At 71.4% G+C, this 21,453-nt stretch carries 19 protein-coding genes; 6 read left to right on the top strand and 13 right to left on the bottom strand.

The annotated features are described in order from the left end of the window. Window positions 1-3: 3 nt before the first annotated feature. Window positions 4-651, bottom strand: a complete 648-nt coding sequence (locus tag L6E10_RS36995; protein ID WP_236224819.1) for a response regulator transcription factor — start codon at window positions 649-651, stop codon at window positions 4-6. Next, entirely contained in the window at window positions 648-1,910 is a 1,263-nt protein-coding gene (locus L6E10_RS36990; protein ID WP_236224818.1) for a sensor histidine kinase, read from the bottom strand. The genes L6E10_RS36995 and L6E10_RS36990 overlap by 4 nt, the downstream gene beginning before the upstream one ends. Before the next feature lie 47 nt (window positions 1,911-1,957). Between L6E10_RS36990 and L6E10_RS36985 the strand changes: the two genes are divergently transcribed. Further along, complete coding sequence (locus L6E10_RS36985; RefSeq protein WP_236224817.1) at window positions 1,958-2,710, top strand: MBL fold metallo-hydrolase; 753 nt, start codon at window positions 1,958-1,960, stop codon at window positions 2,708-2,710. Here L6E10_RS36985 and L6E10_RS36980 read toward each other — a convergent pair. Genes L6E10_RS36980 through L6E10_RS36970 form a run of 3 tightly spaced genes read right to left on the bottom strand, consistent with a single transcriptional unit; the run spans window position 2,697 to window position 5,886 of the window. Then, a complete protein-coding gene (locus L6E10_RS36980) occupies window positions 2,697-3,119 on the bottom strand; it encodes a VOC family protein (protein WP_090099058.1) in 423 nt (140 codons plus the stop codon). The genes L6E10_RS36985 and L6E10_RS36980 overlap by 14 nt on opposite strands. A 10-nt stretch (window positions 3,120-3,129) precedes the next feature. After that, window positions 3,130-3,564: a helix-turn-helix transcriptional regulator gene (locus L6E10_RS36975; protein ID WP_236224816.1), complete on the bottom strand. Its 435-nt coding sequence runs from the start codon at window positions 3,562-3,564 to the stop codon at window positions 3,130-3,132. Window positions 3,565-3,612: 48 nt separating this feature from the next. Further along, window positions 3,613-5,886: a glycosyl hydrolase family 18 protein gene (locus tag L6E10_RS36970; protein WP_374237599.1), complete on the bottom strand. Its 2,274-nt coding sequence runs from the start codon at window positions 5,884-5,886 to the stop codon at window positions 3,613-3,615. 181 nt (window positions 5,887-6,067) lie between these two features. Here L6E10_RS36970 and L6E10_RS36965 point away from each other — a divergent pair, with 181 nt between their 5' ends. Next, on the top strand, window positions 6,068-6,517 hold the full coding sequence (locus L6E10_RS36965) for a hypothetical protein (protein ID WP_236224815.1): 450 nt from the start codon (window positions 6,068-6,070) through the stop codon (window positions 6,515-6,517). A 21-nt stretch (window positions 6,518-6,538) separates the two neighbouring features. Here the strand turns inward: L6E10_RS36965 and L6E10_RS36960 are convergent, their stop codons facing one another. The 3 genes from L6E10_RS36960 to L6E10_RS36950 are packed head-to-tail and all read right to left on the bottom strand — an operon-like array spanning window position 6,539 to window position 8,654. Then, window positions 6,539-7,534 (bottom strand): YdcF family protein, encoded by a 996-nt coding sequence (locus L6E10_RS36960; RefSeq protein WP_236224814.1) that lies wholly within the window; start codon window positions 7,532-7,534, stop codon window positions 6,539-6,541. Between the two features lie 22 nt (window positions 7,535-7,556). After that, window positions 7,557-7,724: a hypothetical protein gene (locus L6E10_RS36955; protein WP_236224813.1), complete on the bottom strand. Its 168-nt coding sequence runs from the start codon at window positions 7,722-7,724 to the stop codon at window positions 7,557-7,559. A gap of 42 nt (window positions 7,725-7,766) precedes the next feature. Further along, entirely contained in the window at window positions 7,767-8,654 is an 888-nt protein-coding gene (locus L6E10_RS36950) for a phosphotransferase (protein ID WP_236224812.1), read from the bottom strand. Window positions 8,655-8,803: 149 nt separating this feature from the next. Between L6E10_RS36950 and L6E10_RS36945 the strand changes: the two genes are divergently transcribed. Both L6E10_RS36945 and L6E10_RS36940 read left to right on the top strand, forming a co-directional pair. Further along, window positions 8,804-9,565, top strand: a complete 762-nt coding sequence (locus L6E10_RS36945; protein WP_236224811.1) for an IclR family transcriptional regulator — start codon at window positions 8,804-8,806, stop codon at window positions 9,563-9,565. Between the two features lie 29 nt (window positions 9,566-9,594). Continuing rightward, entirely contained in the window at window positions 9,595-11,040 is a 1,446-nt protein-coding gene (locus tag L6E10_RS36940) for an aldehyde dehydrogenase family protein (protein ID WP_236224810.1), read from the top strand. Window positions 11,041-11,203: 163 nt separating this feature from the next. Here L6E10_RS36940 and L6E10_RS36935 read toward each other — a convergent pair whose 3' ends face one another. From L6E10_RS36935 to L6E10_RS36920, 4 genes are all read right to left on the bottom strand, one after another. Further along, window positions 11,204-12,757 carry an MDR family MFS transporter gene (locus L6E10_RS36935; protein WP_236224809.1) on the bottom strand — a complete coding sequence of 518 codons (1,554 nt, stop codon included), beginning with the start codon at window positions 12,755-12,757 and terminating at the stop codon, window positions 11,204-11,206. Then, window positions 12,754-13,383 carry a TetR/AcrR family transcriptional regulator gene (locus L6E10_RS36930; protein WP_236224808.1) on the bottom strand — a complete coding sequence of 210 codons (630 nt, stop codon included), beginning with the start codon at window positions 13,381-13,383 and terminating at the stop codon, window positions 12,754-12,756. The genes L6E10_RS36935 and L6E10_RS36930 overlap by 4 nt, the downstream gene beginning before the upstream one ends. Before the next feature lie 71 nt (window positions 13,384-13,454). After that, window positions 13,455-14,162, bottom strand: a complete 708-nt coding sequence (locus L6E10_RS36925) for a DUF427 domain-containing protein (RefSeq protein WP_236224807.1) — start codon at window positions 14,160-14,162, stop codon at window positions 13,455-13,457. 40 nt (window positions 14,163-14,202) lie between these two features. Then, entirely contained in the window at window positions 14,203-15,186 is a 984-nt protein-coding gene (locus L6E10_RS36920; protein ID WP_236224806.1) for a ribose-phosphate diphosphokinase, read from the bottom strand. A 422-nt stretch (window positions 15,187-15,608) separates the two neighbouring features. On the opposite strand from L6E10_RS36920, the gene L6E10_RS36915 reads away from it, so the two are divergent. Together L6E10_RS36915 and L6E10_RS36910 are read left to right on the top strand one after the other, a co-directional pair. Continuing rightward, window positions 15,609-17,096 carry an alpha/beta hydrolase gene (locus L6E10_RS36915; protein ID WP_236224805.1) on the top strand — a complete coding sequence of 496 codons (1,488 nt, stop codon included), beginning with the start codon at window positions 15,609-15,611 and terminating at the stop codon, window positions 17,094-17,096. Window positions 17,097-17,132: 36 nt separating this feature from the next. After that, complete coding sequence (locus L6E10_RS36910; protein WP_236224804.1) at window positions 17,133-18,620, top strand: alpha/beta hydrolase; 1,488 nt, start codon at window positions 17,133-17,135, stop codon at window positions 18,618-18,620. A gap of 40 nt (window positions 18,621-18,660) precedes the next feature. Here L6E10_RS36910 and L6E10_RS36905 read toward each other — a convergent pair whose 3' ends face one another. Then, window positions 18,661-21,435, bottom strand: coding sequence for an AAA domain-containing protein (locus L6E10_RS36905; protein WP_236224803.1), 2,775 nt, complete (start codon window positions 21,433-21,435; stop codon window positions 18,661-18,663). Window positions 21,436-21,453: the final 18 nt, after the last annotated feature.

Genomic DNA, 21,453 nt, shown 5'->3' with positions numbered 1-21,453 from the left:
GCCTCAGCCGCCCGGCGTCACGATCCCGCGCTCGTAGGCGAACACGACGGCGTGGGTGCGGTCGCGCAGGCCCAGCTTGGTCAGCACGCGCGAGACGTGCGTCTTCACCGTGGTCTCCCCCAGGAACAGCGTGGCGGCGATCTCCGCGTTCGACGCGCCCTTGGCGAGCTCCACCAGCACCTCGAACTCGCGGTCGGTGAGCTCCGGCGGACGGGTGCGCTCCCGCGCGGAGGTGCTGAAGCGCGCGATGACCCGGCGCGTCACCTCGGGCGACAGGAGGGCGTCGCCGCGGGCGACGACGCGGACGGACTCCACCAGGTCCTCGGGTGAGGCGTTCTTGAGCAGGAAGCCGCTCGCGCCCGCCTGCAGCGCCTCGAAGAGGTAGTCCTCGCGGTCGAACGTCGTCAGGATGACCACGCGGGTGCCGTCCCCCGCGGAAAGGATCCGGCGGGTGGCCTCCAGGCCGTCCATGCGCGGCATCTGGACGTCCATCAGCACGACGTCCGGCTTCAGCTCCGCGACCAGTTCGACGGCCTGGGCGCCGTCACCCGCCTCGCCGACCACCTCGATGCCGGGCTCGGTGCCGAGGATGACCCGGAAGCCGGCTCGGACCAGGTCCTGGTCGTCGGCCAGCACGACTCGCAAGCTCACGCCTTCTCCTCCGAAACCGTCGGCAGCGACGCACGGACCAGATAGCCGGCGTCGCGCCGTGGTCCTGCTTCCAGCGAACCGCCGTGCACCGCCAGACGTTCGCGCATGCCGACGAGCCCGAAGCCTGATCCGGACGGGGCGGAACGGCCGCGCCCGTCGTCGGTGATCTCGACCTCCAGGGCGCTGTCGAGGAACCGCATCCGGACGTCGACGTGCTGGGCGTCGGCGTGCTTCACCACGTTCGTCAGTGCTTCCTGCACGACCCGATACGCCGACAAGGCGACACCGGGCGGCACGTCCCGAGGTGTTCCGTAGATCCCGTGCGAGACGTCGAGGCCGGTTGCGCGGGCGTTCTCGAACAGCTCCGGCAGGTCGTCGAGTCCCGGAGCGGCCTTCAGGTCGGATTCGGCGTCGGCGCGCAGAACGCCCAACAGGCCGCGCAGCTCGCTGATCGCGGTCCGGGCGGTCTGTTCGACGGTCTGCAGCGCGTCGCGGGCCAGGGCCGGGTCGGAGTCCAGGACGCGGCGGGCGGCGCCCGCCTGGATGCCCATCACGGACACGTGGTGCGCCACGACGTCGTGGAGGTCGCGGGCGATGCGCATGCGTTCGGCCGCGATGGCGCCCTGGGTGTTCCGCTCCTGCGAACGCCGCAGCTCCTCCTGCTGGAACTCCAGCTGGGCCAGGCGACGGGCTCCCAGCCACGCCATCTCGCCGACGACGTAGGCGAACAGGAAGAAGAAGACGTTGAACTCGAGTCCGTAGAGGACGGACGCGAGCACGGGGTCGATCGGCCCCGCCGCGTTCTCGAAGTCGCCCCTCGGCCCGAGCAGCGCGCGGACGAGGTTGAACCCCAGCCACAGGAACATCGAGACGATGACGCCGATGCGCGACCACCGCGCCACGACGCGGTTCCCCTCCCACGCGCCGACGGTGAAGATCGCGAGGAAGAGGATCGCGGACGGCACCAGGTTGTCGCCGACGCGGTTCATCTGCGCCGCGATGAAGATCACGGACACCACGACCATCACCGCGAGCGGGTACCGGCGGCGCACCACCAGCGGTACGGACAGCGCGACCATCCACACGAGCTGCACGGCGAGGCTTGGCGGGTTCCTGAACGTGAAGGCGCCCATGCTGTTGACCAGCGTCGTGACCTCGATCGCGCACAGCAGCACGATCACGGCGATGCCGATGTCACGCCGTCGTTGCGCGGGCGTCGGTCCGGGCCGCCGCCACTCGTTCCAGTCGGGCTCTTCCACGGGCTCAACGTACCTGCCGCCGGAGCCCGTTGATCTACGCTCTGCGGATGGACCTCAGTGTGACGGTGCTCGGCTGCGCGACGCCCTACCCGAGCGTGGACAACCCCTGCTCCGGCTACCTCGTGTCGCACGGCGGCACGCGCCTGTGGGTGGACGCGGGCACCGGCACGCTCGGCCCGCTGCAACGGCACACGCGCCTGCAGGACCTCGACGCGATCTGGATCTCGCACCTGCACGCCGACCACAGCGCGGACCTGCTCACCGCCTACTACGCCCTGTTGTTCGCGGACGTCGAGCGCGACCCGGTGCCGCTGTACGGGCCGCCCGGCATCGCGGACCGCCTCGCCGCGTTCCTCACCAACGGGCCGGAGCGCAGCCCGGTCGAGTCGGCGTTCTCGATCACCGAACTGCACGACGGCCACCAGGTCACCGTCGGCTCAGCCACCCTCACGACGGCCGCCGTCGAGCACGGCATCCCGGCGTTCGGCCTGCGCGTCGAGGCGGGCGGCAGGTCGCTCACCTACTCCGGCGACACCGCGCGCTGTGCGAGCCTCGTCGAACTGGCGCGCGGCACCGACGTGCTGCTGTGTGAGAGCGAAAGCGCGGAACAGACCGCGGACATGGCCCACCACACGCCGGAACACGCGGGTCAGACGGCATCCGAAGCCGGTGCGGGCCGCTTGGTCGTCACGCACGTGGGCCGCTTCCTGACCCCGCGGGAAGCGGTCACCCGTGCCTCGTCGCGGTACTCGGGCGAGGTGGTCTACGCCGAGCCCGGCACGACGTTCACAGCTGGTTGATGCGGACCAGGTTGCCGGCCGGGTCGCGGAACGAGCAGTCCCGCACGCCCCACGGCTGGTCCTCGGGCTCCTGCAGCACCTCGCCGGCACCGGACGACTCGACCCACGCCCGCGCGCGGTCGAACGTGCCCTGCAGGTCCTTCGAGGCGAGCGAGATGGCCGTGTAGACGCCCTTGGCCATGAGGACGGCGATCGTGCGGCGCTCCTCGTCGCTCACGCCGGGGTCGGCGGCGGGCGGGTGCAGGACGATGCCGGTCTCGGGCTGGCCGGGCGGACCGACGGTGATCCAGCGCATGGTGCCCTGGCCGACGTCCTGGCGGACCTCGAAGCCGAGGGCGTCGCGGAAGAAGCCGAGGGACTTCTCGGGGTCGTCTGCCGGCAGGAACGCCGAGGCGATGATGACTGACATGGCGGTCAACCTATTCCGCGGGCCCGGCGGCCGCTTCTCGATTCCTGATCGGACGCATCACGGCCTTGGCCAGGCAGTTCGGGATGCCCTGGCCGTCGGTCGCGGCGACCTTGCGGTACTGGCTGGGTGACATGCCCACGAGTTCGGAGAACCTCGTGCTGAACGTGCCGAGCGAGGTGCAGCCGACCTCGAAGCAGACGTCGGTGACGGACATGTCGCCGCGGCGCAGCAACGTCATGGCGCGCTCGATGCGGCGGGTCATGAGGTAGCTGTACGGCGACTCGCCGAACGCGGCGCGGAACGCGCGCGAGAGGTGGCCCGCCGACAGGTGGACGCCGCGCGCGAGCGCCGCCACGTCGAGCGGCTGGCGGTACTCGCGGTCGATCCTGTCGCGGACCTTGCGGAGCAGGACCAACTCCTGCAGGCGCGGGTCTGGGGCGGTCACGTTCGACAGCCTAAGGCCCGCGCCTGACAGGTCGCTGACGTTCAGGGGCTAGCAGGCGCCCTGGTCGCGCCAGACGCCCCACTCACCGGTGGTGCCGGGCTCCTCGCCCTGCGTCCACCACTGGGCCCGCCACTTGCGGCCCTTGTGCGACACCTCGTTGCCCCCGTTGTAGACCTTCGCCCTGTCCCACGCCGGCAGCGAGCAGACCGGCGGGTTCGTGGTCGTGGTGGTGGTCGTGGTCGTCGTCGTGGTGGACGTGGTCGTGGAGGTCGGCGGGGTACCGCCACCGATGCGCGGGTAGTCCGCCGAGATCGCGTACGACTGGCCGCCGAACGTGAACACGAAGTTCGACGGCGTCGAGATCGGCAGCTGGTAGCTGACGGTCAGCTCGATCGACGCGCCCGGCGCGAGCGACTGCCACGACGGCAGCGCGAGCTCCACCTTCTGGAAGTCGCCCTTCAGGCCGCCGACGTTCGGCCCGGTGTGTCCCTTCGAGACGACCTTCAGCCCGAAGCCGGACTGGTCGGCCATGCTGCCGGGGGCGCTGGTGCCGTAGTCGAACGAGATCTTCGTGCCGCCGGGGATCGTGACGTTCGACCGGTTGGTGAACTTGATCTTCGGCGTGATCGGGTAGTTGTTGTCGCCCAGCGCGTAGCCGTGGATGTCGACGTCCACGGCCAGCGACTGCGTCTGCTGCGTGGTGGCCTTCAGCGCGCCGTAGGGCGCGGCGCCGTTCAGGCCGGTGTTGATGGTCGACAGCAGGGTGTCACCGATGAAGTACTCGTTCTTGGCGGAGTCGAACCGGTAGTCACCGGCGAGCTCCCAGATCATGATGCCGCCGAGACCCTTGTCCCGCACGTACTTCGCCTTCTCCGCGATCGACTGCTCGGTCTCGGTGGAGAGGAACACCTTCTTGTCGTTGTTCCACAGCCACGGCGACTTCAGCGTCGAGTCGTAGTACGGCGTGTAGGTGCCGGTGAGGCGGTCGGTCGGGTCGTTGACCGGGTCGAGACCGTACTGCGGACCGTACGAGCCGGCGATCTTGGCTTCGAGGTTCTTGGTGTGCCACAACGGGTTCACGCCGGACGGGACCTCGGCGCCACCGGCGGTGACGTCGTGCCAGATGTTGTCGATGCCGGACGCGCCGTTGCCGCACGGCGTGGTCGAGCCGACCGCGGACCCGGTGCCGGGCGGGCACTGCGACTGGTTCGGCAACGCCGCCTTGCCCCACAACCCGTTCGTGCCACCGGTGACGCCCTGCCAGCCGCGCGAGTAGAACGGCACACCGATGTTGATGCGTCCGGCCTGCATGGCGCCGCGGTAGTAGTGGTACGCCCAGTCGGTGTTGAGGTACCCCATGCCCTCGTACTGCGGGGCCGTGTAGACGCCACCGGCCGAGAGCTCGCCGTCCTTGCCGTCGTCGTAGAGAGCGGCGTTCGGGCCGACGAAGTGGTTCCACGAGCCGTGCAGGTCGTAGCTCATGACGTTGAGGTAGTCGAGGTACTTGACGACCTGGTACGCCTCCTGGCCGCGCAGCAGCCAGCCGGAGGCGGGCACGGCGGCGGTCAGCAGGTAGTGCTTGCCGTCGGCGGCACCGGCGCGGTCGAGCTTCTCGCGCAGGGTCTTCATGATCGCCTGGTAGCCGGCCCACAGCGTGCCGCGGTTGGCGTTGGAGATCCAGAAGTCGTCGGGGTTGCCGGCGTGGTTGTTCGACGTCGCGTACTCGTAGTCGATGTCAGCGCCGTTGAAGCCGTACTGGCGCAGGAAGGCCACGACGCTGTCCGCGAACGTGTCTATCGCCGCCTGGTTCTGGCCGAGCTTGTAGAAACCGCCCGAAGCGTTGCGGGTGCCGTCGGCGTTGAAGAAACCGCCGGTCTCCGCCCAGCCGCCGACCGAGATCAGCGTCTTGACGTCCGGGTGCTGCTTCTTGAACTTCGTCAGCTGGTTGAAGTGCCCCTTGTAGGGCAGCGACGGGTCCATCTCCGAGCCCGCGACGCCCGGCCACTCCATGCCGATCGACGAGTTGGCCGGGCTGTTCGCGCCGACCGAGATCTTGTTCTGCGCGTCGATGTGCGCGAAGGCGTAGTTGAGGTGCGTGACCTTGTTCCAGGGGATGTCCTTCGCGAGGTACCCCGGCTGACCGTTCTTGCCGGTGCGCCAGCTCGTGAAGTACCCGATGACCCTCCGGGACTTGTCCCCCATGGTCTCGCGCCCGGCGGTGTCGTAGACCGTGCAGTACGGCGACTCGACACCCGGCGTCTTGTACAGCCCGTCCGGCCGGCAGTCCTCGTGGGCTGCGGCTGCGGTCGGCGCGGTGGTCACAGCTATCACGGTCCCGGCTAGCAGGGCTAGCACCGGAACCACTCTGGCGAGCAGTCGCAAGGGAAAGGACCTCCTGGCTAGGGCGGCGGCCACTGCCGGAACCGTAAAATGGTCCAGACCTTTAGGTCAATACTCGATCACTGACATTCCGTGTCAGTGAATCGGTTTAGCGTCCGATTCCATGAGCGAGAACGATTTCGACTTCCTCCACGGCCGGTGGCACGTGGCCAACCGCAAGATCGCCGACATCCCGGGCCGCGGCACCGAGTGGGTCGAGTTCGCCGCGACGGCCGAGGCGAGACCGCTGCTCGGCGGCGCCGCGATCATCGACAGCTTCTTCGCCGGCGACTGGGAGGGCATGACGCTGCGCCAGCACGACCCAGCTCGCGACGTGTGGCGCGTCTGGTGGGCTTCCACCCGTGCCCCCGGCCGGTTGGACCCGCCGCTGGAGGGGCGGTTCGCCGGGGAGCACGGGGTGTTCTTCGGGGACGACGTCGTCGGCGGGCATCCGGTGAGGCTGCGGTTCGACTGGACGGCGGGGTCGGAGCCCGTTTGGCAGCAGGCGTTCTCGTACGACGGCGGGGAGACCTGGGAGACGAACTGGGTCATGCGGTTCACGCGCGCTTGGTGAAAGCGCTCCTCGGCTGCCCGGTCAGCCGATCTGCGTCAACGCGAGGCCGCCCGCCATCAGCACGGCGCACGCCAGGCCGTGCACGACGGGGTTGCGCACCAGCAGCGCCACGAACTCCCGCAGGAACGCGCTCGGCACGAAGTACCAGGCCGTGGGCGCGCCGATGACCTGCAGCCGCAGGCCCTGGTTGCGGGAGAGCACGGCGGTGCGGAACACGTGGTAGTTGTTCGTGACCGCGACGACCCTGCCGTTGAGACCCCGCTCGGCGAGCAACGCCTTGCTGTAGCGGAGGTTCTCCTCGGTCGTGGTCGCCCGGTCCTCCAGCACCACGTCGCCCGCGGGCACCTCGCGCTCGAGCAGGTACTCGCGCATGGCGAAAGCCTCGGACACGTCCTCGTCCGCGCCCCGCCCGCCCGACACGACGATCAAGGGCGACCGCCCCGCCTCGCGGTCGCGCCGGTACAGCCGCAACGCGCGGTCGAGCCGGTTCGCGAGCAGGGGCGGCACCCGGGATCCGACCAGGCCGGCGCCGAGGACGACGATGCCGTCGAAGCCGTGGCGGCGGCCCGTCCGGCCGTAGATCACGGAGTACAGCAGCAGGCTCACGAACAGGAACGCGATGTACGCCGACACCAGGAACAAGCCGATGGCGGAGCCGCGGATCCAGTCGTTGGGCTGGGAGATCCCCCAGAAGAAGTAGAGCATCTCGCCGATCAGGGCGAGGCCCGCGAGCAACGACAGCAGGTTGCCCAGCGAACGGCCCTCGCGGCGCAGCATCACGACGCCGTTGGCCAGCAACGCGAGCGGGAGCAGCAACAGGCCGAGGACCGCCAGGACGAAGCCGAGCAGCAACGGCAGGCTCACCGCCGGGTTGTCCTGCCCGGCACCCGCGAGCCACAGCAGCAGCATCAGCAGCGCGATGCCGAGCCAGACCGCGTTGCTCAGGCGTCGGCGGTCGCGCGCCACCCCGACTAGGAAGAACGAGGCGGGGATGAGGAAGAGCAGGCCGGCGAGCACCGGCCAAGGATAGTGCCGGTGATCACTCGTCGCTCTCGGGTGCCGGAACGGGCTTCGGACGCGGCCTCAAGCGGACCGCGCCCGAAGTCAGGTCGAGCGGACCGGCCTCCTCGTAGTCCTCACCCGTGCCCGCGTCCGTCGCCTCGCTGCGGAGCTTGCGGCCGGGGAACAACTCACCCAACTGTCCCATGTCCGCGAGGTTACTCTCAGAACAGGGCGATGAGCAGCAGGATCAGGGCGATCGCGATGACGACCATGATCCACGTGCTGCCGGCCGGCCTGCGGTAGTGGCTGCGGACCGTGGTCGTGCGGAACCAGCTGTACGGGGCGCTGCGGCGGTGCCGGCGAACCCAGGGCATCTCGTCCTCCTGACAAGTCGCTGTTGGTGCGGGGATACCCCGCCGCCGAGCCGTTCCAGTACTCCAGCCAGCCCAATCTCCGCCATCTCGCGATCACCGGTGGCGTTGCCGTGCAGGACTTCGTGCCACGGCCCCAGCTGATGCCAGGTCAACGCCCGCTCGCGCAGCTCCGCGGTCACGCCGTAGGTCTCGGCGAACGCGGCCGCGAACTCGGGCGGCGTGCAGTGCAGCGCCCACGCCAGGTCGATCGCCGCGTCACCGATGTGCAGGTCACCGAAGTCGATCACGCCCGTCAGCACGCCGTCGCGGCCCAGCACGTGCTCGGGCCCCAGGTCGCCGTGCACGACCGTGTCCGCGGGCAGGTCGTCGAGCTTCGCCAGCAGCTCCTCGCCGCCGGGCACGTCGACCTCGGCGCGGAACCGCTCCACGGGCAGCGGCCTCGGGCCGGCACCCCGCCGCACGGCCTCGGCGACGGGCGCCGCGTGCAGCGCCCGCAGGAACTCCCCGAGCTGCCTGCCCTGCACGGCGCCGGGCGACGCCACCTCCCCGCCCGGCACCAGCTCGTGGCGCACCACCACCGGGTCCTCCGACACGACCACCGGAACCGGGACGGGCAACGGCAGCAGGGACGCGAGCCACGGCATCACGACCGTCTCGCGCAGGAGCTGCGGCCCGATCTCCGTGCGGCGCGGCCGCCGCTCCACCCACCGCCCGCCGACCAGGACGGCGGTGCTGTCCCAGCCCTCACCGAGGTACGTCATGCGCCCAGTGTCACCACCAGCGCCCGCGCGTCCGAACCGACTTTCCCGACGCGCCGCTCGGCGGGGCACGCAACCTCTCCCCCGGTGTCCCGGCCACCCGCTCGATCACGGGGGCGGCCGGTCCGGCGTGGAGCGTGCAGAATCTGCGGGTGGCCGCCACCGTCTCCTCCAAGCTGCTGTCACTGCTCGGCACGTTCGACGCCGGCCACCGCCGCCAGACCCTGAGCGGCATCGCGCGGCGCAGCGGGTTGCCGGTCAGCACCACGCACCGGTTGCTGGCCGAGCTCGCCGAGTGGGGCGCGGTGCGGCGACTGGAGTCCGGTGAGTACGTCATCGGGCGGCGGATCTGGCGGCTCGGGCTCCTCGCGGCCGGCGAGGTCGACCTGAGCCGGGTCGCGGAGCCGTTCCTGCACGACCTCCACGCGGCGACGCGGGCCGTGGTGCACCTGGCCGTGCGGGAGGGCACCGAGGTGCTCTACCTCGACCGGGTGTCGGGGCACGCGTCGGTGCCGATCGTGAGCTCGACCGGCAGCCGGTTGCCGCTGCACTCGACCGGGGTCGGCAAGGTGCTGCTCGCGCACGCGCCCGCGGAGGTGCAGGACGAGGTGCTGGAGCACGGGCTGACGCGCCTCACGGCCTACACGGTCACGGAGCCCGCTCGGATGCGGGCGCAGCTGCACCGCATCCGGCGGGACGGGTACGCGCAGACGTTCGAGGAGATGACGCTCGGGGCGTGCAGCGTGGCGGTGCCGGTCGAGGTGCAGGGGCACGTCGTCGCGGCGCTCGGGATCGTGGTGCCGGACCTGCGCAACGTCCGGGTGCGGCTGGTCGCGGCCCTGCAGGTGGCGGCGCGGGGCATCGCGCGGACGTTGGAGCCGAGTTTCCACCCACCGGAAGCCGGGCTTGGATGACCCACCGCCTGCCGCTTGAATCTCCGGTCGTGGCACGCGAAGAGCACCAGCTCCTGATCGGCGGCGACAGCGTTCCGGCGTTGGACGGTCGCACCACCGACGACCTCAACCCCTTCACCGGCGAGGTCCACGCCGTGGTCGCCGCCGCCTCACCGGCCGACGTCACGCGGGCCGTCGACGCGGCCGAGAAGGCCTCCGCGGAGTGGGCGGCCACCACGCCGTCCACGCGCCGCGCGGTCCTGCTGAAGGCCGCGGACCTGCTGGAGGCGAGGACGCCCGAGATCGTCGCGCTGATGGCCGCCGAGGTCGGCGGTGTCGGCGGGTGGGCGGGGTTCAACGTGGCGCTCGCCGCCGACGTCCTGCGCGAGGCGGCCGCGGCGGTCACCCAGCCCGTCGGCGAGGTGCTGACGACGGAGACGCCCGGTCAGCTGTCGCTGGCGGTCCGGGAACCGCTGGGCGTGGTGGCGGCGTTCGCGCCGTGGAACGCGCCGGTCATCCTCAGCACGCGGGCCGTCGCCGCACCGATCGCCGCCGGGAACACCGTGGTGCTCAAGCCGAGCGAGGACGCGCCGATCGCCGCCGGGCTGCTGATCGCCGGCGTGCTGCACGAGGCCGGGCTGCCGGCGGGCGTGCTCAACGTCGTGACGAACGCGCCCGCCGACGCGGCCGCCGTCGCCGAGGCCCTGATCACCGACCCGCGGGTGCGGGCCGTGAACTTCACCGGGTCCACGGAGGTGGGCCGGATCGTCGGAACGCTTGCGGCACAACACCTCAAGCCCGCCGTGCTGGAGCTCGGCGGCAAGAACTCGCTGCTGGTGCTCGACGACGCCGACCTCGGCCACGCCGTGGACGCGGCGACGTTCGGCGCCTTCCACAACGCGGGCCAGATCTGCATGTCGACCGACCGCGTCCTGGTGCACCGGTCGGTGGCCGAGGAGTTCACCGCGAAGCTCGCCGCCAAGGTGGGGTCGCTCCCGCACGGCGATCCCGCCGACCCCGGCACGGTCATCGGCCCGGTGATCAACCCGCGGTCCGCCGAGCGCGTCGCCGCCCTGGTCGCCGACGCGGTCGAGAAGGGTGCTCGCGTCCGCACCGGTGGTGGCGGTGGCGCGACCGTGCTGGACGAGGTGACACCGCAGATGCGCATCTTCCGGGAGGAGATCTTCGGACCGGCCGTCGTCGTCGTTCCGGTCGACGGCGACGACGAGGCCGTGGCCATCGCGAACGACACCGAGCACGGGCTGACAGCGGGCATCATCACCGAGGACTCACGGCGCGGACTCTCTCTCGCGCGGCGCATCCGCACCGGGATCGTGCACGTCGGCAACCAGACCGTGGCCGACGAGCCGCAGGCGCCGTTCGGTGGCGTGAAGGCCAGCGGCTACGGCAGGTTCGGCGGCCGGTGGGGCGTCGAGGCGTTCTCGGCGACGCGCTGGGTGACCGTGGCGAGCGAGCACGGCCACTTCCCGTTCTAGACCGGAGCCCCCGAGGACGGCGGTCGTGCCCGCCAGGTCGTGGGCGCGCGGCGGGGAGGGGCGGGGCACCAGGCCGGTGATCGCGACGGCCACGCCGGGATGGGAGCTGTGCACAGCAGAGCGGCCCCCGACCACGGAGGTCGGGGGCCGCTCCCACACCCGGTCAGTGACCGGCGGCCATCTCCGCCGCCAGCCGGTCGTCACCGCTTGTCTCCTTGAGCGGCTTCTCCTTGATGAACAGCACCGCCAGCAGCGCCAGCACCGCGAACGGCACGCCCACCAGGAAGATCTCCGCCGTCGCCGTCGCGTAGATCTCGGCGATCACGGCCTTGACCTCGGGCGGCAGGACCGAGAGGTCCGGCACCGCGTGGGCGGACGCCTCGGCGCCGGGGATCGCGCCGAACTTCTCCTCGGTCAGCGACGAGACCTTGTTGGCGAGCACGGCGCCCAGCGCCGAGACGCCGATCGCGCCGCCCAGCGAGCGGAAGAACGTGAGGGTCGACGTGGTGGCGCCCAGGTCGCGGGCCGGGACGTCGTTCTGGGCGGCCAGGACGAGGTTCTGCATCAGCATGCCGACGCCGACGCCGAGCACGAACATGTGCACGGACACCATGAACACCGACGTCTTGGCGGTGATCGTGGACAGCAGCAGCATTCCGCCGACCATGACCACGGCACCGGAGACCAGGAAGGCCTTCCACCTGCCGAACTTCGTGATCAGCTGACCGGCCACCGTGGACGAGATCAGCAGGCCGAAGATCAGCGGCAGGCCCAGCAGCCCCGCCTGCGTCGGAGTCTTGCCGAGCGAGAGCTGGAAGTACTGCGAGAGGAACACCGTGCCACCGAACATCGCGACGCCGACGAGGGCGCTGGCGACGGTGGTCAGCGAGACGGTGCGGTTGCGGAAGATCGACAGCGGCACGATCGGGTCGTGGGCGGTGGCCTCGACGCGCACGGCGGCGACGAGCAGCAGCACGCCGAGCGAGACCAGACCGGCGGTCCAGCCGGACGCCCACTCGAACTTCTGGCCGGCGAGCGAGGACCAGATCAGCAGCGTCGAGACGCCGGACACGATCAGGAACGCGCCCAGGTAGTCGATCTTCGTCTCCTCCTTGCGCACGACCGGCAGGTTCAGGGTGCGCTGGAGCATGTAGATCGCGGCGAGGGTGAACGGGATGCCGATGAAGAAGCACCAGCGCCAGCCGAGCCACGAGGTGTCGACCAGCAGGCCGCCGATCAGCGGGCCCGCGACGGTGCCGACGCCGAACACCGCGCCGAACATGCCGGAGTACTTGCCGAGCTCGCGCGGCGGGATCATCGCGGCCATCACGATGGTCGCGAGCGCCGTGACGCCACCGGCGCCGAGGCCCTGCACGACGCGGCTGATGATGAGCATCTCGACGTTCTGCGAGAAGCCCGCGATCAGCGAGCCGACGACGAACAGGCTGAGCGACGCCTGGATCAGCAGCTTGCGGCTGTAGAGGTCGGCGAGCTTGCCCCACAGCGGCACGGTCGCGGTCATCGCGAGCAGCTCGGCCGTCACGATCCACGCGAAGATCGACTGCGAGCCCTTGAGCTCGGCGACGATGCGCGGCAGCGCGTTCGACACGATGGTGCTGGCGAGGATCGAGACGAACATGCCCATCATCAGGCCCCACATGGCCTGGACGACCTCGCGTCTGCCGTGCACTGATGTCACTTCTGCGTCGGTGGTCATGAGGTTCCCCCTTCGTGGTGGTGCGGCGGTACGTGAGCCAGTCCGGCGCCGAACAGGTCGAGGGCCTCGCCGACGACGTCACCGAGCGCGAGGCTGTCGTCCGCGGCCCAGCGGGTCACGGCGCAGCGGAACGCGGCGCTGCCGGCGGAGACCAGCAGGCGCGGGTACAGGTGCGACTCGGGCAGCCCCGCTCGCGCCGCCACCGCGTTCGCGAGCAACTGCTCGGACTCCGCACTGCTCGCGAACGCCCTGACCAGCAGGTCCGGCCGCTGCATCACGACGTCCTTGCGCAGCAGCCACAGGTCGCGGGCGTTGTTCAGCTCGTCGGTGATCTCCGCGAGGACCGAGCGCCGGTACGCGTCGAACGGCGTCACGTCGCCGGGGAAGGCGAGGATGCGCTCGGCCATGCGCGGGCCCACCTCGGGGTCCGCGCCGATGAGCGCCTCGTCCTTGCTCGCGAAGTAGTTGAAGAACGTGCGCACCGAGACGTCGGCCTCGGCGGCGATCTCCTCCACGGTCACGTTGTCGTAGCCCCGCTCGGCGGCGAGCCGCACGGTCGCGCGCTCGAGCGCGGTGCGCGTCTGGCGCTTCTTGCGGTCGCGCAGGCTCTCCCCCGACTGGTTCACGGGGTCAGCGTACGGATCTTTTTGCAGTCACTGCAAGTTTGCAGTGTGTGAACTAGGACTCGCCTCGACGGCTACGACCAGGGAGTGTCCGGCCGCTCCTGGAGCACGCCGTCGAGGAAGAGGTCGACCTTCTCACTGAAGAAGCAGGCCGTTCCAGCGATTTTCTGGCTCTCGGGCAGCGGCTCCCGGTAGATCCACACGAGGTCCTCGTGCAGCACGCCGTTCACGAACACCGACCAGTAGGAGGCCGTTCCCTTGTACGGGCACCGCGTCCGCGTGCCCGACGGCCTCAGCAGATCGAACCGAACGTCGCTCAACGGCAGGTAGTAGCGCGGCGGGAGGCTCGTCTCGAACAGGATCCGCGGCTGCCCCGACGCCGCCAGCGTCACGCCGTCCAGCGCCACCCGCACGTGCCGCGAGCTGCTCAGGACGTCGACCCGCTTGTACGGGTCGCGCGGGTGGACGTAGATCGGCTCGTCCTCCTCGAGCCACTCGTCCATCGCCGCGAACTCGAACCGGACGAGGTCCCGCAGCTCCGGCGAGTCCGGACGGGTCAGCGCGGCGCCTTCGGCCGTGCCACCCCGCGTGACGACGTCGTGGACCACACCGTCGCCCCTGGTCTGCCCCGTCGGCTTCAGCTCGACGCGCACCGAGGACAGGGGCAGGTAGTAGGCCGGGTGGTGCGGGACCTCCCAGACCAGCCGCGGCTCGGTCGTGTCCGCGACCAGCTCGCCACCGAAGTACGCGCGGACCCGCTTCGCGGACCGTTCCACTCGCATGTCGCCCATGCCTCATGGCAGCACGGGACGCGCCACCGTGCTAGGCGTTGCCGTCGAACAGGCTCGTCACCGAGCCGTCCTCGAAGACCTCCTGGATCACCCGCGCGATCAACGGCGCGATGCTGAGCACCGTCAGCCCCGGGAAGCGCTTGTCGTGCGGGATCGGCAACGTGTCGGTGAGGATCACCTCGCGCACCTTGCTCTCCGTGAGCCGCTCGTACGCCTCGCCGGACAGCACGCCGTGCGTGGCGACGAGGACGACGTCCTTCGCGCCCTGCTCCAGCAACTGGCGCGCGGCCGTCGTGCTCGTCATCGCCGTGTCGATCATGTCGTCGACCACGACGCACGTGCGGCCCTCCACGTCGCCGACGACTCGGTTGGCCATGACCTCGTTGGGGCGCAACGGGTCACGCGTCTTGTGGATGAACGCGATCGGGCAGCCTCCGAGCAGGTCCGCCCACTTCTCGGCGAGCCTCGTGCGTCCGGCGTCCGGGGAGACGATCGTGAGGTCCTCGCCCCGGTAGCGGGCGCCGACGTGGTCGCAGAGCAGCCACATCGCGTGCAGGTGGTCGACCGGGCCGTCGAAGAAGCCCTGGGCCTGCGCGGTGTGCAGGTCGACCGTCACGATCCGGTCCGCACCCGCCGTCTTGAACATGTCCGCGACGAGCCGCGCCGAGATGGGCTCGCGACCGGCGTACTTGCGGTCCTGGCGCGCGTACGGGTACGACGGCACGACCGCGGTGATGCGCTTGGCCGAGGCCCGCTTGAGCGCGTCGACCATCAGCAGCTGTTCCACCAGCCAGTCGTTGACGGGCGCGCTGTGGCTCTGCATGACGAACGCGTCCGCGCCGCGCACGCTCTCCTCGAAGCGGACGAAGATCTCGCCGTTCGCGAAGTCGTAGGCCGCCTGCGGGGTGATGGCCACGCCCAGGCCCTTGGCGACGGCCTCCGCGAGCTCCGGGTGCGCCCTGCCCGTGAGCAGGATGAGCTGCCGCTTGGCGACGCCGGGCTTGCCGCTGACCATGAGCACGCTCCACGTTCGTCCACCGTTGCACCCGATCGTTCAGCATCGTCGCGAAATCGCGCAAACACCGTGTCCGTCCGATGAGATTCCACGTTGCCGAGCACTTCGGGTTAACCCCATCGAGGGCACCCACAGGGGTCTCATAGCAGGTCCGGGCCCCCACGCTGGGTAGAGATCGGGGCGGCCGCATTCACCTCTTGAGGTACGTCTCGTGTGATTCCTCGATCGGTGTGCTCGAGGGGTCGTTGACCATCCCTACGCTCCTCGCATGCCGGAAACCCAGGACGCACCTGGCACACCACCGCAGGCGCCCCCCGCGAACCCGGTCGTGATGGGCACGCCCATCCACGACCAGATCGCCGATCACCTGGGAGTTCGCCAAAAGCATCGACGGCCGGACTGAGGGCCGTTATGAACGCCGCATGCGTCTCTTCGTGCTCGGCGCCGTGGCGGCGCTCGTGGTCCCGCTCGTCCCGGTGGCTCACGCCGCTTCCCCGCCGCTCGCCTGGGGTGCGTGCGCGCCCGAACGGCCCGGTTTCGAGTGCGCCGTCCTCGACGTGCCGCTCGACCACGACGACCCGGACGGCCAGAAGACCTCGGTCGCGCTGACCAGGAAGCCGGCGACGGACCGGGCGCACCGCGTCGGGTCGCTGGTGTTCAACCCCGGCGGTCCCGGCGCGTCGGGGATCGACTACGCCTGGGCGTGGGGCGAGCGCATGTCGGCCGGAGTGCGGGGGCGGTTCGACGTCGTCGGGTTCGACCCGCGCGGCGTCGGCCGGTCGAACCCGTTGCGCTGCTTCGCCTCCGAACAGGACCGTGCCGAGTTCCTGGCGCGTGGCCCGATCTTCCCCTACGAACGGGCGCAGGAGCGGCCGTTCTTCGACCGCTACCGCTCGCTCGCGTCCCGCTGCGACCAGCCGATCGCCCGGCACATGAGCACCGCCGACGTCGTGCGCGACCTCGACCTGCTGCGCCAGGCCCTCGGTGACCGCGAGCTGACCTACTTCGGCACCTCGTACGGCTCGTACATCGGCACGACCTACGCGAACATGTTCCCCCGCAACATCCGCGCGCTCGCGATCGACGGCGTGCTCGACCCCGTGCTCTGGTCGGGCGGCCGGCAGATCTCCTCGGACCGCAGGGCCACCGCCGAGGTGCTCGACGAGTTCTTCCGGCTCTGCGACGAGGCCGCGTGCGCGTTCGGCCCGGACTCGAAGAAGCGGTGGCAGGCCCTGCTCGCCTCGGTGCGCGCCCGGCCGATCGTGCTGGACGGGCAGACGTGGACCTACGACCGGGTGGTCGAGCAGGCGCTGTTCGCCGGGTTCGCCTCGGAGGCGTGGACGGACGTCGCGGCGGTGCTGGACCAGCTGTCGGACGCGGCTGCCTCATCGCTGCCCAGGGCGTCCCAGGCGCCTGAGCCGTACGACAACTTCTTCGACGCCAACCTCGGCACCATGTGCGCGGACACCGAGTACCCGCGCACGTTCGAGGCGTACCGGGCGATCTCCCGCTACGCCGAGGCCGGGTCGGAGTTCGGCCCGTACTGGTGGTGGAGCACCAGCGCGTGCGCGGACTGGCCCACGAGTCCCGACCGCTACACCGGACCGTGGCGCGCCCGCACGTCGGCGCCGGTCCTGGTGGTCGGCACCCGCTTCGACGGCTCCACCGACCTGCGCGGCGCCCGGGCCGTCGCGCGGCTGCTGCCGAACAGCCGGTTGCTGGAGTACGCGGGCTGGGGCCACATCGCCTACCGGCGCAGCCGGTGCGCGGCCGACCACCTCCACGAGTACCTGCTCTCCGGTGCGCTGCCCGCCGCCGGGACCGTGTGCCCCGCCAACCCCAACCCGTTCCTCGGCACGGGGTCCGAACACGACTTCCGGCGGTCGACGGCACCGGCGGGGAGCCGGTAGGAAGGGCACTTCCGCGGACAAGAGGGGAGCTTGTCGATGCGTTCCACCGTCCTGGCCGCCGCGGCCGCGCTCATGATCACCGGCGCGCCCGCGGTGCAGGCCACACCGGATCCCGCCGTCCCGAAGATCGCGTGGACGGCCTGCGGACCCGAACACCCCGGCTTCGAGTGCGCCTCCGTCGAGGTGCCGCTCGACCACGACGACCCGCGCGGCGCCACCACCTCGGTGGCCCTGGCGCGCAAGCCCGCGACCGACGGCGCCCGCCGGATCGGGTCGCTGTTCCTCAACCCCGGCGGTCCCGGCGGGTCCGGCGTGAACTTCGCGCTCGGTGCCGGCGACACGCTGTCGGCCAACCTGCAGGGCCGGTTCGACATCGTCGGGTTCGACCCGCGCGGCATCGGCAGGTCCGACCCGCTGCACTGCTTCGCGAGCGAGGAGGACCTCGGGAAGTTCTTCGAGGGCGTCCCCGGCTTCCCGTACCGGGCGGAGCAGGAGCGGCCGTTCTTCGACCGGTACCGCTCGCTCGGCCCCGAGTGCCGCGACGACCAGGAGATCGCGCGGCACATGAGCACCGCCGACGTGGCACGGGACATGGACCTGCTGCGCCGCGCCGTCGATGACGCCAAGATCAGCTACTTGGGGTTCTCGTACGGCTCGTTCCTGGGCGCCACCTACGCGAACCTGTTCCCGCGCAACATCCGCGCGCTCGTGATCGACGGTGTGCTGAACCCCGAGCTGTGGTCGAGCGGCCGCCAGGTCGAGTCGGACCGGATCGCCACGAAGGAGGAGTTCCGCGAGTTCCTGCGCAACTGCGACGAGGCGCGGTGCGTCTTCGGTCCGCAGTCGGAGAAGCGCTGGGACGCGTTGCTGGCCTCGGTGCGCGCCAAGCCGATCGAGCTCGGCGGCCAGGTGTTCACCTACGACGCGGTGATCAACGCCGCGATCGGCGCCATGTACTCGCCGAGCGACTGGCCGGACGCCGCCGCGTTCTTCGACCAGCTCTCGGACGCCTCGCTCGGCCTGTCGGTCACCGCGGAACCGGACTACCCGAACGGTTTCGACTCCTACAACGGCAACGTGTGCGCGGACATCGGGTTCCCGCGCTCGTTCGGCGCCTACCGGGCGATTTCCCGTTACGCCGCAGCGGGTTCGGAGTTCGGGCCGGCGTGGTGGTGGGGCAACGCGGCGTGCGCGAACTGGCCCACCAACCCGGACCGCTACACCGGGCCTTGGCGGACCCGCACGTCCGCGCCGGTCCTCGTGGTGGGCAACCACTTCGACGGCATCACGGACTTCCGCGGCGCGCAGGCGGCGAACCGCCAGCTCGCCGGAAGCCGTTTGCTGGCTTACGCGGGCTGGGGACACACGGCGTACGGGGTCAGCAAGTGCGCCACCGACCACACGAACGCCTACCTGCTGAACGGGACGTTGCCGTCGGCCGGAACCGTCTGCCCGGCGAACCCGAACCCGTTCCTGCCCTCGGTCACGTCCGCCGAGCCGCTGTTCAAGCCCACGCGGAGGTAGAGGGGATCCGGTGCGCCCGCGTCGCCGCGACGCGGGCGCGTCACCTCCGCGCCGAGTCCCGGTTCAGTTCCTGGGCCAGCTCCACCGCCGCCCGCGCGGGATCGCCCGCGAACCGGCTGCCGAACGCGTCGTGCACCCGCCATCCGGCGTGGCCGAGCGCGCGCCACCGGGCCAGGTGGGCCGCGGCGCCCTCGGGGTGCGGGCGCGTCTCGACCGCGACGGCGTCGTCCTTCTCCCCCACCACGAGGTCCACCCGCCACCGCCCCACCGGGTAGCCGGTCCGCACGGTCAGCCCGGCGGTCCTCAGCTCCCTGGCGAGGCTCGCGGTCCAGTCGTCGCCGGGCTCGGTCCCGGCGGTCTCGGTCGGCGCGATGTCCGCGTGCCGCAGGTACTCGCCGACCAGGCCGGGCGGTTCGGGCGCCGAGGTGATCACGTGCACCTTGCGGCGCGCGCGGGTCGTGAGGACGGCGAGCAGGTTGCGGTCGTTCACGAACCGCCAGCCGCCCGGCGTCCCGTCGGCGGCCAGGCTGATCACGACCTCGTCGAACTCGCTGCCCTGCACGCCGTGCACGGTGCCGACGCGCACACCACCGGTCGTGATCTCGTCGAGCGACAGCTCCCGCAGCAACGCGGCTTCCAGCGCGTCGGCCTGGGCGCGGAACGGCGTCACGACGCCGATCGACCGCACCCCCGCCGCGACCCGTTTGCGGACGCGGGCCAGGACGGCGTCCACCTCGGTGGGGTTGACGCCCTTCGCCGTGCGTTCACCGAGGACGCGTTCGGTGTCGATGCAGTCGACGTCGGCGATGGACGGGTGCGTGGTCAGCAGCGCGATCCTGCCGTCGTAGAACCTCGCCGCCGCGAACCCGATGAGGTGCGGCGCGCAGCGGTGGTGCTCGTCGAGCCAGTGCACGCCCGCGGTCGCCGCGCCCGCGTCGAACAGGCTCACCTTCGGCACGTCGAGCCGGTCGCGCAGGTCCTGCGTGCCCTCGGCGTCCACGGCCGCCCGCACGGCCTGGTCGCTCACGAACGACACGTGCCGCAGCTGCCGGGGATCGCCGCCGATGACCGCGGACCGGCCGCGCAGCAGCGCCGGAGCGGCGAGCGGCTGGTCGACGTGGCTCGCCTCGTCGATCACCACCAGGTCGAACATGCCCGGCACCGGCGGCAGGATGTCCTCGACGTCGGAGAGCGTGCCGACCCACAGCGGCAGTGCCGCCACCAGGTCCGCGCTGTCGATCCCGGCGAGGCCGCGGCGCCGGGCCGCCCGCCCCGACCGCAGCGCCTTCGCCAGCGCCGCGACAGCCCGGCGCGCGCCGTGTCCCCTGCGGCTCACGGAGAACTCCCCGAGCCACTCGGCGGTGGCCGTGCGGCTCAGCGCGTCCTGCTCGGCCAGCAACGGCCGGAGCTCACCGAACGCCGTGCCGCCACCGGCGCCGATCCGGACGGCCGCCGCGGTCTGCTCGGCCGCGTCGACCGCCGCGGACAGGTCCTCCGGCGACGCGTCTCCCGCCCCCGCCAGCCGCCGCGCCTTCCTCAGCGCCCAGCCGGTGCGCGGTCCACTGAGGAATCCTGTGCGCGGACGCAGAAGTCCGCGCAGCACGGCGAAGTCCACGCCGGCTTCGAACGCGGCGGGCGCCACGGACCGATGTGCCGGCATCAGCGCCTGGTGCTTCTTCGCCAGCGCCGCCAGCTCCTCGTCCGCGAGCGCACCGCCGACCGCGCGTTCGACCCGGGCGACCGCCGCGGCCGCCGCGCGCCGGGCACCGTCGAGCTCGGCGAGGCGTCCGGGGTCGCTCTCGGCGGTCAGCCCGTCGCTGAGCTCGCGCGCCATCTCCTGCCGCAGCTCGGAGTCGCCGAACAGCACCGGCACCGGGCCGCCCGCCCGGCGCAGCGCGGCCCCGAGCACGTCGGCGGCGTTGCGCGTGCGGCTGGCGAGGAGCACGGACCTGCCCGCCGCCACGGCGTCGAGCGCCAGCGCGGCGAGGGTGTGGGTCTTGCCGGCACCGGGAGGCCCGCCGACGACCGTGATCCGGGCGCGCCGGGCGTGCTCGACGGCGCGCATCTGGCTGTGCGACAGGGGCAACGCCGAACTGATCGGCTCGTCGTGGTCCGCCGTCGTGACACCGGCGCCGTAGAGCGCCGCGAACGCCGTGTCGTCGATGCCGCGCTTGACCGACCAGTCGTAGAGCGCCGTGCCCTGCTCGGTCTTCACGACCGGCTCGCCCGCGTGCAGCCCGGCACCCATCGCGACGACGAGTTCGTTGCCGGAGATCAGCTTCTTGGGGTCGTCGTGCACGACCGGCACGTTCTCGAAGCCGGCCAGGCGCAGCGTCTCCGCGATCCACTCCCCGGTCGGCGCGAGCGCGGCCTCCCGCTCCGCGCTCTTCGCCCAGTCGTCGATCAGTGGGAACACCCCGGCGTCACCGGCGACGTGGTAGGCGTAGCCCAGCCCGATGCCGTGGTGCAGCCGCACCGGCCGGGACACGAGCGGCAGGCAGACCCGCCGCCGCTGCTCGCCGATCTCCGCGGGCCCCGCGAGGAACGCCCAGCCCAGCCGCAGCAACCGGTCCTCCTGGTGCAGCGCGTCGAACGCCGCCAGGTGCGCGACCTCCTGCCTCGACCGCTTCGGCGCGGTCCACGGCACCGGCGTCCAGTGCGGGCCCTCCTGCACGAGCGTGATCGCCCGCCACGACGGCTCGTGGTCGCCCAGCCACAGCAGGCCGGCCGCCTTGCTGAGGTCGAGCTGGAGCTTCCGCGGCTGCTCGGCGGCACTCAGGCGGGCCAGGGTGCGCAGGACGGCGGGCACGTTCACGCCGACATCCTCGCACCC

The organism is Lentzea sp. CC55, from assembly GCF_021056325.1.
Classification (GTDB): domain Bacteria; phylum Actinomycetota; class Actinomycetes; order Mycobacteriales; family Pseudonocardiaceae; genus Lentzea; species Lentzea jiangxiensis.
Note: the sequence above shows the minus strand (reverse complement) of the source record. Positions and strands in the feature narration are given on the sequence as shown.